Consider the following 13,747-nt stretch of genomic DNA (forward strand, 5'->3'; position numbering starts at 1 on the left):
CCCGTGCAGCGCGCTTCGCGCATTCGGGCCAAGGCGTATGTCTGCGTTCTAGTCGAAATAGTTGACGAGGCGCGTGTCGCCGACGGCATGGACGCGGCAGTCGACATCGAAGATCGCCTGCAACCGCGACGGCACGATCATGTCTTGCGGCGGTCCCTCGAAGGCGAGGCGGCCGCCCTGCATGGCGACGATGCGGTCGGAATAGGCGGAGGCGAAGTTGATGTCGTGCAGCACGACGACCACCGTCTTGGCGAAATCGTCGGCCAGCCGGCGCAGGAGCTTCATCGTCTCGACCGCATGCTTGATGTCGAGATTGTTGAGCGGCTCGTCGAACAGCATGTAGTCGGTGTCCTGGCACAGCACCATGGCGATGAAGGCGCGCTGGCGCTGGCCGCCGGAGAGTTCGTCGAGAAAGCGGTTCTGGTAGGGTTCGAGCCCGAGATAGGCGATCGATCGGTCGATATGCTCCGCATCGGCCGCGGTCACCCGTCCCTTGGAATAGGGATAGCGGCCGAAGGCGACGAGGTCGCGCACGCTCAGGCGCGCGCTGATGTGGTTGTCCTGGCGCATGATCGACAGCCGCCGGGCAAGCACGTCGCCGGCGGCGCGGCTGACGTCGAGGCCGTCGACCAGCACCTTGCCCGTATCCATCGGCATCAGCCGGCTGACGATCGACAAAAGCGTCGACTTGCCGGCGCCATTTGGGCCGATGATCGAGGTCAGGCCGCCTGCGGGTAGCGTCAGCGACACCCGGTCGACGACCGCGGTGCCGCCATAGGATTTCGTTACCTCTTGGATCTCGATCATCGCGCGGAGCCTCGGACGAGCAGGAAGATGAAGACTAGGCCACCGAAGAATTCGATGACGATGCTGAGCGCCGTGTTGAAGGAAAACAGCCGCTCGAGGATGACCTGGCCGCCGACGAGCGTCGCGACCGCGATAAAGACTGCGACCGGCAGGACGAAGCGGTGGCTGGCGGTGGGTGACAGCTGCCAGGCGAGACTTGCAACGAGCAGACCGAAGAAGGTGACCGGCCCGACGAGCGCGGTGGAGACCGAGACCAGCACGGCGATCAGCACCAGGAGAAGCGTCACCACGCGCTGATGGTCGACGCCAAGCCCGATCGCCGCCCCGCGCCCGAGCGAGAGCACGTCGAAGGTGGGCGACAACCGCCACAGGACGAAGGTCACGGCGAGGGTGGCTGCGGCGGCAATGCCGAGCAGGTTGGCATCGATACTGTTGAAGCTTGCAAACAACCTGTCCTGCAGGACGATGAAGTCGTTGGGGTCGAGAATGCGCTGCAGGAACGAGGAGAGGCTGCGGAACAGGCCCCCGAGAATGACGCCGACCAGCATCAGGAGATGCAGGCTACGGCTGCCGCCCGAAAAGAGGGCGCGGAACAGGAGCAGCGACAGGCCGACCATCACGGTCGTTTCGAGCGTGAACTGCATCTGCGGGTTCATGCTTGCCGCGCCGGCGGCGCCGAGGAAGAACACCATGACCGTCTGCAGCAGCGTGTACATGGCGTCGAAACCGATGATCGACGGCGTCAGGACGCGGTTACCGGAAATCGTCTGGAACAGCACCGTCGAGACGGCGATCGCGTAGGCGACCAGCACCATGCCGAGAAGCTTTGTGCCGCGGAAAGAGAGGATGAAGCTCCAGCTTCCCTTCGCGCCGATGGTCATGAAGGCGATCATCGACAGCAGCGCCAGCGCAGCGGACGCAAGAAGGACGGTCGACGGAGAGATCCGCTTGGCATCAGCCTGCATGGGACCGCCTCGAAAGCAGGAGATAAAGGAAGACGAGGCTGCCGATCACGCCCATGACCGTGCCCACCGGCACCTCGTAGGGCGCAATCACCATTCGCCCGACGATGTCGCAGGCGAGAACAAGCCCAGCGCCGGAGATGGCGACCACCGGCAATGTGCGCCTGAGATTGTCGCCAAGGGTCAGGCTGACGATATTGGGAACGACGAGGCCGAGGAACGGGATCATACCGACGGTCGCAACCACCGTCGCCGTGACCATGGAGACGATGGCAAGTCCGAGGGTGACCACCTTGTCGTAGTCGAGCCCGACATTGCGGGCGATCGCCTCGCCCATGCCAATGACGGTGAAGCGCGCGGCGGTCGCGTAGGCGACCAGCGTCAGCGCGAAACCGATCCACAGCAGCTCGTAGCGTCCGCGAAGGACGACCGAGAAATCGCCGGACATCCAGGCGCCCATCGACTGCATAAGGTCGTAGCGATAGGCGATGAAGGTGGTAACGGCGTTGACCACGCCGCCGAGCATGAGGCCGATCAGCGGCACCATCAGCGCCGAGCGCAGCGGAACGCGGCGCAGGATCTGCAGGAACAGGGCGGTTCCGGCAAGCGCGGTCAGGGTGGCGAAGGCCATCTTGCCTGCCACCGGCAGGCCCGGCGCGATCAGCATGGCCAGAAGCATTCCGAGGGCGGCGGACTCGGCGGTGCCGGCGGTCGACGGCTCAACGAAGCGGTTGCGCGCCAGCATCTGCATGATCGTGCCGGACACGGCGAGGCCGGCGCCTGCGAGCATCAGCGCAAGTGTGCGTGGCAGGCGGCTTTCGACGACCAGAAGCCAGCCGCGGCCGTCGTCGCTGGCCGCAAGACTGCCGACACCGGTAAAGACGCTGACGGCGGCAAGCAACAGGACGACCGGGATGGCGAACAGGACCGGCCTCATGGTTGCGTCACGCTCCAGCTGCTTTTCGTTCTGATCACCGCTCTCGTATCCGTGGCTGCATTTTTCCATCGACCGCCGCAACGAACCCCTGAGGCTTGCGGCCGTGAGGAGGTGCTCGATCGAAGGCTCGCCTTAGTCATATATATGATCGGCTTCGTCAAGTTTTGTGAGGCGGGAATGACGCGGAATGCGCGCATTGCCCTCCCGGCAAAATCGCGCTAGGGAGGAGGAGAAAACATGAGGTAAATAGTCATGAATATATCTCCCTTCTCTAATGGTTTGCGCGGACTGCTCGTCGCGGCCGTGATGACGGTTGGCGGTGCATCGGTGGCGATGGCCGAAACCCTGAAGATCGAACACAGCAGCGGCGTCACCGAGGTGGAGAAAAACCCGAAGACCGTGCTGGTCTATGATTTCGGCATGTTGGAAACGCTGGATATGCTCGGCGTAGCTGTCGCCGGCGTCCCCGGATCGGCCGTCCCGCCGTCGCTCGAAAAGTACAAGGCCGACACCTATGCGAAGATCGGCACGCTGTTTGAACCCGACTTCGAGGCGATCAATGCGGCGGAGCCCAACCTCGTCATCGTCGGCGGGCGGTCGCAGGCGAAATATGCTGAAGTCGCCAAACTGGCACCGACGATTGACCTGACCTCGGACGACAAGGATCTGATCGGCAGCGTCAAGAAGAATGCAGAGATCCTCGGCGAGATTTTCGGCAAAGAAGCCGAGATCAAGGCAAGCATCGCCAAGCTCGATTCCTCGATCGAGGCGCTGCGTGGCCTTGCTGCGGAACGTGGAACGGGTCTCATCCTGCTGACGACCGGCGGAAAGATCAGCGCCTATGGCAAGGGATCGCGCTTCGGCGCGTTGCATGACGTCTTCGGGATCAAGCCGGCCGATCCCGAGCTGCAGGTCGCGACCCACGGCCAGGCGGTTTCCTACGAATACATTCTCGAAACCAACCCCGACTGGATCTTCGTCGTCGATCGCGATGCAGCCATCGGCCAGCAGGCACAGCCGGCGGCGGCCCTGCTCGACAACGAACTCGTGCGGCAGACCAAGGCCTGGAAGGACGGACACGTCGTTTATCTCGACTCCGCCAAGCTTTACCTCACGGCATCGGGCCTGAAGTCGCAACAGGACATTGTCGATCAGCTGGCGCAGGCGCTGAGCAAGAAGTGATCGCAGCGGCGAGCCGCGTTGCGGTGTCGCCGCGTGGTGCCCGATTGCATCATTGAGTGACAGGCAGCGCGCCGCTTTCCAGGCGCGCTGGTCATGGCTGCCTCTTTCGGCGTTGCCTGACGTCGCCGGGCGCGGTTTTCGTTGCTGGAGCGGATTTCGGAAAAAGGGGAGGCCAACACCAAATACCCTTAACTCTTACGGTATTTTTCCGGTGTTGGCTCCGTTTGGAAGAACGATAATATCTTGATTTAGAGATTTTCGCTTTTTTGCTAAATTTATTTTAGTTTTTACTTTTTTATATAATTTATGCCCGGATTTAGGTCCGGTCTTTATGTTGACTTGCTTTACGCTTACTCGGTGGAACGCTGACGCTACTCTCCGGAGGTCGAGGCTTCTCACGGCTGGAAGCGCTTGGTGGCGCTCAGCCGGTCCCTTTTGATCTTCCGGAACGAACGCTCAATTTGACACCAAATGGCGTGGCGCGGAAGATACCAATTCTAGTTAGTGGTTTGTAATTACTGACACTTTCTCGCCTAGCCATCGACCGCAAGCCATTGGCGCAGCGAGGAAATCCCCTGCTTTTTCAGGGGCATCTGCCGACCGGTACCTCCGCGCTTTCCACGATTTGCGCTTGGCTTCGGGCTATCGTCGACAGCAGCGGACGGGCCTCCTAGTACCAACTAAGTATTCCTGCGTATATCGGAGCGGAAGAGGGGGGTTAAGCGCGGCTGCACGAGGCCGCTTAACTAATCCATTTATCGCGTGCCGTAGGGTCCGTCTTGGCAGAAATGCATAGGACGCTCGCTCTGCTGGGGGTATCCTAGAGGCTTGTTTTTGAGAGCGTTCCGCGTCTTGGTAAACAGAACGTTGGCAATATAACCCAAAGATGGTTCGATTTATAACGATTTAAGTGCCCTTCCGGCGCTTCTCTAATCCTTTTGGGCTGTTTCGTTGCGGAGATCTTTACGTTACATTAGCTATCGCGAATTTTATCGCACAGGAATAATCGTGACGCATAAGTGGTTCCGAATAAATTTTTTGAAAGTGGGGCGTGCCCACGGCCAGACCGGGGCACCCATAAAAATAAATGGAAAAATCCTAGGAGGGCGTAATGTATCCTGGAAGCTCCAACGTGGGTGATTTTGAAGATAACAACAAGGCTTTGTCACAAAAGAAAAAAATCGTAATGCTCGCCAAGATCGACCTGTTCGCCGAATGCCTGATGCAGGCCGTCGGGTCCAGGTTTCAAGGGCACGATATCGTCAGCTTCTCCGATCCCGACAATCTGCTTGACGGTAGTCTCGTCGATGTCACGCTGATCATGCTGTACCGGATGCCTCCCAAGTCCTTTCCGGCTATCTTGCGGACCATTCACGAGTTCCACCCGCGGGCATCGATTGGCCTGGTGGTGGAGAATGCCGAGGAACTCGATCCGTCGATTGCCGGCTTCGTCGAAGAGCGCCTCATCCATGGCGTCCTGCCGTTGAACCTCAATCTGGATGTCTGCCTTGCTGCCATCGACTTACTGATGAAGGGCGGCGAACATTTCCCGGCGGCTCTGCTGCGGCGGCTTTCTCCCGAGCCTTTCGCGGCGAACAGCCTTTATGGCCGGCGCGGGGAGGCCCCGGGCCAGACGACCGTTTCGGGAACAGGACGGCGCAAGCGCGATGCTGGCCCCGATGGCCTGACGACACGCGAGGTCCAGATCCTCGATCTGATCTGCAAGGGCACGCAGAACAAGATCATCGCGGACCGGCTCGGGCTGTCGGAAAATACCGTCAAGGTTCACGTCCGCAACATCTATAAGAAGATGAACGTTCGCAACCGTACGGAAGCGGCGTCTCGATACTTCACCAACGATGCGGCGACGGAGCGCAACGGCGACGTCCTCCTGTCGCGTTGGAAGAACTAGGCGCGACGTAAGGCAGACATTTGTCTGCTTGAGGGCTTGGCCGTCGTCGAAGGCGTGCCAAGTTCTATTCGGCCCCAGGTGCGTTCTCCTGGGGCTGATTCCCGAAATCAAATGCTACTTTGAACCTGCCCCGGCGAATGGCCGGGCGGTCCCGCTGTGGCATGTCTCCTCGACAGGTGCGTGAAAGCTCGAAAGATCACACCGAAAATTACCCTAGAATATACTGGTAAATATTTCGTTACTTTTGGCCTGGATTGGCTGAGATGTAATCACATATGATTATGTCAATAGTAATTTGTTGTAATTTCGGATTATTTACTGGAAATAAATTCCATACATATTGACTGGACGGTTCGTATTTGATAATTAGCTAATATTGAAATTGAGAATCTAAAAAATATTGATTGAAATTGAATAGTTTATTTTTTGTCGGGTTGTGCGTGTCGTTGTAATAAAGAGAATATTTTTATTATCTATTGCGCTCGCATCCCGTCTCCAAATCACCAACGAAAATGGTGAGTTTAATAATTGGAGGTGCGCATGCGAAAGGTCGTCACGGGACCGCTGTCCGTGGTCGGACAGCGGGAGTTTCTTAAGAAGATCGCAGGAATACCGAAGAGAATACTAGTAACGGGTGGAAGTGGTTTTCTCGGATCTCATATTTGCGAAAGACTTATTTCCCTGGGTCATACGGTCATCTGTCTTGACAACTTTTCGACCGGCCGGCGCGAAAATCTCTCTCATCTGGCGCAGGACCCCCATCTCCACATCATCGATCACGACGTTCGAAAGCCCTACCTGATCGATGCCGATGTCATCTTCAACTTTGCCTCCCCCGCGTCACCACCGGACTATCAGGCGGACCCGGTCGGGACATTGATGACGAATGTTCTCGGCGCGCTGCATGCGCTCGAAAACGCCAAGGCCACTGGCGCCACCGTCATCCAGTCCTCGACTTCGGAAGTCTATGGCGATCCGCTGACCAGTCCGCAGCGGGAAACCTATTTCGGCAACGTCAACACGATCGGGCCGCGAGCCTGCTATGACGAAGGCAAACGGTCGGCCGAGACGCTGTTCTTTGACTACCACCGGACTTACGGCGTGAAGATCAAGGTCGCGCGTATCTTCAACACCTACGGTCCGCGCATGCGTCCCGACGACGGGCGGGTGATATCCAACTTCGTCGTCCAGGCCCTCCAGGGCAAGGACCTGACGATCTATGGTGACGGGCACCAGACCCGGTCCTTCTGCTATGTCGACGACCTGATCGACGGTTTCCTCCGCCTTTCGGTCTCGGCCGACCCGTGCACCGGGCCGATCAATCTCGGCAATCCCGGAGAGTTCACGGTTCTCGAGCTCGCGCGAATGGTGCTTTCGATGACGGGCTCGCGCTCGCGCATCGTGCATCTGGCGGCGGCCACCGACGATCCTCGCCAGCGGCGACCCGATATCACCCAGGCGCGTGGTGAGCTCGCATGGGAGCCGAAGGTGATGCTGCGCGAAGGCCTCGAGCGCACGATCGCCCATTTCGACGAGCGCCTCAGTGCGGCCGGTCGCGCAGTGGCCGGAGAGGCGGTATGACATGTCTCGCGTCGCACTGGTCACCGGCGGAGCCGGCTTCATAGGCAGCCACACCTGCAAGCGTCTGGCTGAGCAGGGCATCGTTCCCGTCGTCTACGACAATCTCTCGACGGGGCATCGAGCCAACGTGAAATGGGGCCCCCTCGTGGAGGGGGCGATCGAGGACAAGGAACGACTGGCGGCGGCAATCCGGACCCATTCGCCCGAATGCCTCATCCACTTTGCCGCATCCGCCTATGTCGGGGAATCGGTCGAGGATCCGGGAAAATACTACACAAACAATGTCGCCGGCAGCATCGCGCTTCTGGAAGCCTGCCGGGCGACCGGACTTGGACGCATCGTCTTTTCCAGCTCGTGCGCCACCTACGGTATCCCGCCGCAGCTGCCGATTACCGAGGACATGGTTCAGCTGCCGATCAATCCCTACGGCCGCACCAAGCTGATGATCGAACTGATGCTTGGCGACTATGCCCGCGCCTACGGCATCCGCTCGGTGGCGCTGCGCTACTTCAATGCGGCCGGCGCCGATCCGGAAGGGCAGCTGACGGAAAAACACGATCCGGAAACGCATCTCATTCCCCGTGCGCTGATGGCGGCGGCCGGGCGGATCGACAGGCTCGATGTCTTCGGCGACGACTATGCGACACCGGATGGCACCTGCATCCGCGACTACATCCACGTGACCGATCTTGCCGACGCGCATGTGGCGGCGGTGAACTATCTGCGCGACGGCGGCGAGGTGTTGCACGCCAATCTCGGTTCTGGCCATGGGACGTCGGTCCGGCAGGTGCTGTCGGCCATCGACCGGGTCACCGGTCGGCCGGTTCCGGTGCAGATGCTGCCGCGCCGGCCCGGCGACCCGCCGGTTCTCTATGCCGACACGAACTGGGCGCGCCAGAGGCTGGGTTTCCGTCCGCAGCTTTCGGACATCGACACGATCATCGCGACGGCCGCGCCGAGCTTCGGCCTGGAGGTGCGCTCATGAACTGGTCGCTGGAAACCGCGAAACCGGATGAGACGATCGCCTTCCGGCAGAGCCGGAAGGCCGCTTCGGCGCCCGCCGCCCTGTTTTCGGGCCGGCTGCGACTGCTCCATGTCCTCGGCATTGCCACATGGTTTGGCGCCCTCCTGTATTTCTGGCAGTGGTGGCTTGATCCTGCCCACGTCGTCGACTGGCCGTCCTATGTGCTGATCACGGTGGTCGTCGGATGGATCACGCTGCTGCCGGTCTATTTCATCGTGATCTTTTCCGGCGCGAAGGTTATGGCGGCAAGCGCCGGCCCGGTGCCGCAGGGGCGGGTCGCGATGGTGGTGACCAAGGCGCCTTCGGAACCCTTTTCGGTGGTGCGCAAGACGCTGCTCGCCATGCTCGACCAGACCGGCTGCGAATTCGACGTGTGGCTCGCCGACGAAGATCCGTCACCGGACACGATTGCCTGGTGCGCGGCGCGCGGGGTGATGATCTCCACGCGAAAGGGCGTCGCAGACTACCATCGCTCTTCCTGGCCGCGCCGGACCCGGTGCAAGGAGGGAAACCTCGCCTATTTCTACGATCACTATGGCTACGAGCGCTACGATTTCGTCGCCCAGTTCGATGCCGATCATGTGCCGGAAACCACCTATCTCGTCGAGGTGCTGCGCCCGTTCAACGACCCGTCGGTCGGTTATGTCTCGGCGCCGAGCATCTGCGATGCCAACGCCGCCACCAGCTGGGCAGCGCGCGGGAGGCTCCACGCGGAGGCCAGCATGCACGGCTCGCTGCAGGCCGGCTACAACAACGGCTGGGCGCCGCTGTGCATCGGTTCGCACTATGCCGTTCGGACCAAGGCCCTGAAGCAGATTGGCGGGCTTGGGCCCGAACTTGCCGAAGACCATTCGACAACGCTGATCATGAATACCCATGGCTGGCGCGGCGTGCATGCGCTGAACGCGATCGCCCATGGCGACGGACCGGCCAATTTCGCCGATCTCGTGGTTCAAGAATTTCAATGGTCGCGAAGCCTCGTCACGATCCTGTTGAAATACTCGCCGGTCTACGTGCCGAAGCTGTCGCCGCGGCTGAAGTTCCAGTTCCTGTTTTCGCAGCTCTGGTATCCCCTGTTTTCGTCGTTCATGGCGCTGATGTTCCTGATGCCGATCGTGGCGCTCGTCTCCGGTCGGACCTTCGTCGCCGTCACCTATCCGGAATTTCTGCTGCATTTCGCGCCGCTCTCGTTGATGCTGATCGCGCTTGCCTATTTCTGGCGCTCGACGGGCACGTTCCGGCCCTATGACGCACGCGTCCTGAGCTGGGAAGGCACGCTGTTCCTGTTTGCACGCTGGCCCTGGTCGCTGCTCGGTTGCCTTGCGGCGGTGCGCGATCATCTGACGGGTTCCTTCGTCGACTTCCGCATCACGCCGAAGGGTGGCGGTGCCGCCGCGCCTTTGCCGCTGCGGGTGCTGATGCCCTATCTGGTGCTCGCCTTGGCATCGGCTCTGGTCGCCTGGGGTATCTCCGATGCCGGCACGGCGCGCGGGTTTTATGTCTTCGCCGGCATCAACGCGCTCATCTATGCGGGGCTGGTGGCGGTGATCCTCATTTGCCACGCACGCGAAAACCGGTTGGCCCTGATCCCGCGGTCGACGATGACGGCGGCGACGGCCGGGTGCCTGGTGCTGGTCTCGGTGCTCTCGGCTCAATCGGCCGTGCGCCATGGGGCCGAGGCAACCCAGGCGCTGTCGCACGGCCTGCAGTTCGTGAGCTTCACCGAAACGAGATACACGGTCGCCGGTGCCGGCAGCGGCACCAATCTCAAAACCGTTCGCTTCCGCCTGAAATGGAGAGGGTTTTCACAGCCATCCGACGGGCAGGCGCGCGGCGAAATCAGTGCATCGAATGTCTTCCAGCAAAGTAACAGGGAAACGATAACGACCAGGAAGGTCGGTCGGTTTCATGTGCCGTCATGACGACGGCAAGCAGTCGAGTGTGTGTGGTCTCCAATGCGAGGAGAAATGCAATGAAAGGGTCGTTGAAAGTCATAGCTCTCCCGCTGCTGGTGCCTTTGGCAGCGGCCGCGGTCTATTTCGGCGCCGAGCCGGTCAAGGCGAAGATGGAAGTCAAGCCAAAGCCGCTCAGCGCCTATGAGGTCTACTCGCTCTACCGCAACAAGACCTGGGAGTGGTCGACAGGCGGTGCCCGGTTCGAAGCCCACGGGCGCAAGCTCGTGGCGTTCGTCGACAAGGGCAAGGGCGATCGTTCCTTTGCCGAAGGCAACTGGTACGTCAGCGACCTCGGCATGATGTGCATGCAGGCCACCTGGACGACCTCGGCCAATGCCGGCAACGCCCGGAGCTGCTTCGGTCACGCCCGGATCGGCGACACGGTCTATCAACGCAAGGTGCCCAACGGGAAGTGGTACGTCTTCAGCCATGCCAAGCCCCGCGCCGGTGACGAGTACAAACGCTTCGTCGCCCACGACAACATCACGGCCAAGGCACTCCGGCTGAAGGAACAGTTCCTGGCCAAGAAATAGACGTTCTGCTGCAGGAGGATGAAATGAAACGCAAATTGGCATTCGCGCTATGCACGGCTCTGGCTCTCCAGCTGGATCTCAGTGCAAGCTTGGTATCCGCGTTGGCGCAGGAGAAAGCCAATCCTGCGACCAGTGCAGAACAGACGATGAGCGATAAACGTCCGGTCATTCACCCGGGCGGAACGAAGTTCGGGGCCTATGATCCGCATGGCGATTTCGGCGCCCAGAGCGATGTCTCGACCGAGGCCCTGTTCCTGCCTTGGGAAGACGTGGACCTCGCTTCCCTGCAGGTCGCCGACGAGTACGCGCTCCAGCGCAATCGCAACCTGCTGATCACCATCGAGCCCTGGTCCTGGTCGCTGGATTGGAAACTGACGCCGACGCAGCTTCGCGACCGCATGCTCAGAGGTGAGTATGACGCCAACATGGAAGCAATCGCCAACACGATTGCCGGGCTGAAGAGCCCAGTCATCGTGCGCTGGGGCCAGGAAATGGAAGATACGTCCGGGCGTTTCTCCTGGGCCGGCTGGGAGCCCCAGGACTGGATCAAGGCCTACCGGCACGCGATGGACATCGTGCGGGCGAAAGCGCCAAAAGCGCAGATCATGTGGTCGCCCAAGGGGCTGCCGAACCTGGTCGACTACTATCCGGGCGATGACTACGTCGATCTCGTCGGCCTCTCGGTCTTCGGGCTCGAACCGTTTGACAAGATCGAATACGGCGCGCCGAAGACCTTCACCGAGGCACTGAAACCCGGCTACGATCTGGTCGCCAAATACAACAAGCCGATATGGGTGGCCGAGCTCGGATGGGAAGGCAGCCAAGCCTATATGCAGCCCTGGATGAACGCCGCGACGCAAGCGGATTCGCAGTTCCCCAATCTCGCCGAGGTCGTCTACTTCAACGACCGCGACGTCATCGATTGGCCGCACGACCTTGGTCGGCCAAACTGGCGGGTGGTCAACGACGCCACGAACTGAGGCTTTCGCCGATGCGTGCCCCTCTTGGGGCACGTTGGGGGGTACACTGGGCGCGGCTGGCTCAGGTCTCCAAAGTAAAAAGCCCCTCGCTTGAGGCGAGAGGCTGATTTGATTGGGCGGTGCCGTCCGGCCGATGCCGGACCTGACTTACTCGGCCGCCTGCGGACCCAGTTCGCCGCGACGGATCTGGTCGGCTTCGATCGATTCGAACAGAGCGCGGAAGTTGCCCTCGCCGAAACCCTCGTCGCCCTTGCGCTGGATGAACTCGAAGAAGATCGGGCCGATTACGGTTTTCGAGAAGATCTGCAAGAGGATCTTTGTCATGCCACCGTTCACGACACCTTCGCCGTCGATGAGGATGCCGTGCTTCTTCATCCTGTCGATCGGCTCATCATGGCCGTGCACACGGTCGTGAGACATGTCGTAGTAGGTCTCCGGCGGGCCCGGCATGAACTTCAGGCCATTGTCCGACAGCTTGTCGGTGGCATCGTAGATGCCTTCGGTGCCGACGGCGATGTGCTGGATGCCTTCGCCCTTGTACTTGCGCAGATACTCCTCGATCTGGCTCGTATCGTCCTTGGACTCGTTCAAGGGGATACGGATCTTGCCGCAGGGCGAGGTGATCGCGCGGCTGACGAGGCCGGTGATGCGGCCGTCGATGTCGAAGAAGTGGATCTGCGTGAAGTTGAAGAGTTCGCGGTAGAAGGCCCACCACTTGTCCATATTGCCGCGATAGACGTTGTGGGTCAGGTGGTCGAGATAATAGAAGCCGACACCCTCGGGCTTCGGATTGCGCTCCCCGGTCCACTCGAATTCGGCCTCGTAGGCCGAGCCCTTGGCACCGTAAGTCTCAACGAAATAGAGCAGCGAACCGCCGATGCCGACGATCGCCGGGACATCGAGACACTTGTCCTTGCCTTCGTAAGGGATGGCGCCCTTCGAGACTGCATGCTCGAAGGCGTGCTTGGCATCGACGACGCGCCAGGCCATCGACGGGGCGCAGGGGCCGTGTTCGTCGACGAAGCGCATGGCGTGCGAGCCAGGCTCGGCGTTCAGGATGTAATTGATGTCGCCCTGGCGCCAGACGGTGATGTTCTTGCTTCTGTGTTTGGCGACCGGGCTGTAGCCCATGCGAATAAAGAGCTCGGCCAGCTTTTCCGGTTCCGGATGGGCGAATTCGACGAACTCGAAGCCGTCGGTGCCGGCGGGATTGTCAGCGGTAATCGTTGCCGGCGGGGCGTCATGCGGGAAGGGGCCCATCGGAAGTCTCCTCTTATTCTTCCAAACTTTGCTGGAGTATGACGCAATTCCCATGCATGATGCTTGTATTCTTGCGCGGTTTAGACAGAATGGCGCACGAAACATGCAAAATTGCGTATTAGGATGCACGAATGGAGCAGCTTGACGGGTTCGATCTCAAGATCCTCAGCGAATTGCAGCGTGACGGGCATCTGACCAACAACGAACTGTCGGAACGCATCGCGCTTTCGCCATCGCAATGTTCGCGCCGGCGCACCCGGCTTGAAGCGGAAGGCTACATCACCGGCTACCAGGCACAGATCGACCGGCAGAAGCTCGGCCTCGATCTGATGGTGGTGATCTCGGTCACGCTAGCCACCCACAATCGCGACAATGCCAAGCGCTTCGGCAAGCTCATTTCCGGCCTGCCGGAGGTGCTGGAGGCCTATGCGCTCACCGGCGAGATGGACTACCACATGCGGGTGGTGACGCCGGATCTTGCGGGGCTGTCGCGCTTCGTCAATGACGTGCTTCTGCCGCACGACAGCGTGCAGCATGTGAAGACGTCGATCGTGCTTGAAACGTTAAAGAGCTTCGAGGGCGTGCCGATCCCCGAGCGGATGAAGGGCTGAAGC

General features: G+C 60.4%; 12 protein-coding genes. 8 read left to right on the forward strand and 4 right to left on the reverse strand.

Annotated elements, in window-relative coordinates:
* Positions 1-48: 48 nt before the first annotated feature.
* Genes OVA00_RS21195 through OVA00_RS21205 form a run of 3 tightly spaced genes read right to left on the reverse strand, consistent with a single transcriptional unit; the run spans position 49 to position 2,706 of the window.
* On the reverse strand, positions 49-807 hold the full coding sequence (locus OVA00_RS21195; RefSeq protein WP_060517449.1) for an iron ABC transporter ATP-binding protein: 759 nt from the start codon (positions 805-807) through the stop codon (positions 49-51).
* Entirely contained in the window at positions 804-1,772 is a 969-nt protein-coding gene (locus OVA00_RS21200) for an iron chelate uptake ABC transporter family permease subunit (protein WP_268089583.1), read from the reverse strand. The genes OVA00_RS21195 and OVA00_RS21200 overlap by 4 nt, the downstream gene beginning before the upstream one ends.
* Entirely contained in the window at positions 1,762-2,706 is a 945-nt protein-coding gene (locus OVA00_RS21205) for an ABC transporter permease (RefSeq protein ID WP_060604779.1), read from the reverse strand. Before OVA00_RS21205 ends, OVA00_RS21200 begins: the two co-directional genes overlap by 11 nt.
* A 252-nt stretch (positions 2,707-2,958) precedes the next feature.
* On the opposite strand from OVA00_RS21205, the gene OVA00_RS21210 reads away from it, so the two are divergent.
* The 7 genes from OVA00_RS21210 to OVA00_RS21240 all read left to right on the forward strand — a co-directional run bounded on the left by OVA00_RS21210 (position 2,959) and on the right by OVA00_RS21240 (position 11,873).
* Positions 2,959-3,888: a siderophore ABC transporter substrate-binding protein gene (locus OVA00_RS21210; RefSeq protein ID WP_034787212.1), complete on the forward strand. Its 930-nt coding sequence runs from the start codon at positions 2,959-2,961 to the stop codon at positions 3,886-3,888.
* A gap of 1,111 nt (positions 3,889-4,999) precedes the next feature.
* Complete coding sequence (locus tag OVA00_RS21215; protein ID WP_060530574.1) at positions 5,000-5,800, forward strand: helix-turn-helix transcriptional regulator; 801 nt, start codon at positions 5,000-5,002, stop codon at positions 5,798-5,800.
* Between the two features lie 540 nt (positions 5,801-6,340).
* Positions 6,341-7,381, forward strand: a complete 1,041-nt coding sequence (locus OVA00_RS21220; protein WP_082566281.1) for a UDP-glucuronic acid decarboxylase family protein — start codon at positions 6,341-6,343, stop codon at positions 7,379-7,381.
* A 1-nt stretch (position 7,382) separates the two neighbouring features.
* Positions 7,383-8,366 (forward strand): UDP-glucose 4-epimerase GalE, encoded by a 984-nt coding sequence (galE, locus tag OVA00_RS21225; protein WP_034787210.1) that lies wholly within the window; start codon positions 7,383-7,385, stop codon positions 8,364-8,366.
* On the forward strand, positions 8,363-10,327 hold the full coding sequence (locus tag OVA00_RS21230; RefSeq protein WP_268089584.1) for a glycosyltransferase family 2 protein: 1,965 nt from the start codon (positions 8,363-8,365) through the stop codon (positions 10,325-10,327). The genes galE and OVA00_RS21230 overlap by 4 nt, the downstream gene beginning before the upstream one ends.
* A gap of 50 nt (positions 10,328-10,377) precedes the next feature.
* Complete coding sequence (locus OVA00_RS21235; RefSeq protein ID WP_034787207.1) at positions 10,378-10,893, forward strand: DUF995 domain-containing protein; 516 nt, start codon at positions 10,378-10,380, stop codon at positions 10,891-10,893.
* Between the two features lie 23 nt (positions 10,894-10,916).
* Positions 10,917-11,873: a glycoside hydrolase family 26 protein gene (locus tag OVA00_RS21240; RefSeq protein ID WP_060517455.1), complete on the forward strand. Its 957-nt coding sequence runs from the start codon at positions 10,917-10,919 to the stop codon at positions 11,871-11,873.
* Between the two features lie 147 nt (positions 11,874-12,020).
* Here OVA00_RS21240 and hppD read toward each other — a convergent pair whose 3' ends face one another.
* Positions 12,021-13,133, reverse strand: a complete 1,113-nt coding sequence (hppD, locus tag OVA00_RS21245) for a 4-hydroxyphenylpyruvate dioxygenase (protein ID WP_268089585.1) — start codon at positions 13,131-13,133, stop codon at positions 12,021-12,023.
* Between the two features lie 131 nt (positions 13,134-13,264).
* On the opposite strand from hppD, the gene OVA00_RS21250 reads away from it, so the two are divergent.
* Positions 13,265-13,744: an Lrp/AsnC family transcriptional regulator gene (locus OVA00_RS21250; protein ID WP_034787199.1), complete on the forward strand. Its 480-nt coding sequence runs from the start codon at positions 13,265-13,267 to the stop codon at positions 13,742-13,744.
* Positions 13,745-13,747: the final 3 nt, after the last annotated feature.

The sequence above is a fragment of the Ensifer sp. SL37 genome (genome assembly GCF_026672675.1).
Lineage (GTDB): Bacteria > Pseudomonadota > Alphaproteobacteria > Rhizobiales > Rhizobiaceae > Ensifer > Ensifer adhaerens.

What these genes read in the sequence shown, in the direction of transcription:
- galE (WP_034787210.1), top strand. Translation starts at nt 7,383, where the DNA reads ATGTCTCGCGTCGCACTGGTCACCGGCGGAGCCGGCTTCATAGGCAGC.
- OVA00_RS21235 (WP_034787207.1), top strand. Translation starts at nt 10,378, where the DNA reads ATGAAAGGGTCGTTGAAAGTCATAGCTCTCCCGCTGCTGGTGCCTTTG.
- OVA00_RS21250 (WP_034787199.1), top strand. Translation starts at nt 13,265, where the DNA reads ATGGAGCAGCTTGACGGGTTCGATCTCAAGATCCTCAGCGAATTGCAG.
- OVA00_RS21195 (WP_060517449.1), bottom strand. Translation starts at nt 807, where the DNA reads ATGATCGAGATCCAAGAGGTAACGAAATCCTATGGCGGCACCGCGGTC.
- OVA00_RS21205 (WP_060604779.1), bottom strand. Translation starts at nt 2,706, where the DNA reads ATGAGGCCGGTCCTGTTCGCCATCCCGGTCGTCCTGTTGCTTGCCGCC.
- OVA00_RS21220 (WP_082566281.1), top strand. Translation starts at nt 6,341, where the DNA reads ATGCGAAAGGTCGTCACGGGACCGCTGTCCGTGGTCGGACAGCGGGAG.
- OVA00_RS21230 (WP_268089584.1), top strand. Translation starts at nt 8,363, where the DNA reads ATGAACTGGTCGCTGGAAACCGCGAAACCGGATGAGACGATCGCCTTC.
- OVA00_RS21200 (WP_268089583.1), bottom strand. Translation starts at nt 1,772, where the DNA reads ATGCAGGCTGATGCCAAGCGGATCTCTCCGTCGACCGTCCTTCTTGCG.
- OVA00_RS21215 (WP_060530574.1), top strand. Translation starts at nt 5,000, where the DNA reads ATGTATCCTGGAAGCTCCAACGTGGGTGATTTTGAAGATAACAACAAG.
- OVA00_RS21240 (WP_060517455.1), top strand. Translation starts at nt 10,917, where the DNA reads ATGAAACGCAAATTGGCATTCGCGCTATGCACGGCTCTGGCTCTCCAG.
- OVA00_RS21210 (WP_034787212.1), top strand. Translation starts at nt 2,959, where the DNA reads ATGAATATATCTCCCTTCTCTAATGGTTTGCGCGGACTGCTCGTCGCG.
- hppD (WP_268089585.1), bottom strand. Translation starts at nt 13,133, where the DNA reads ATGGGCCCCTTCCCGCATGACGCCCCGCCGGCAACGATTACCGCTGAC.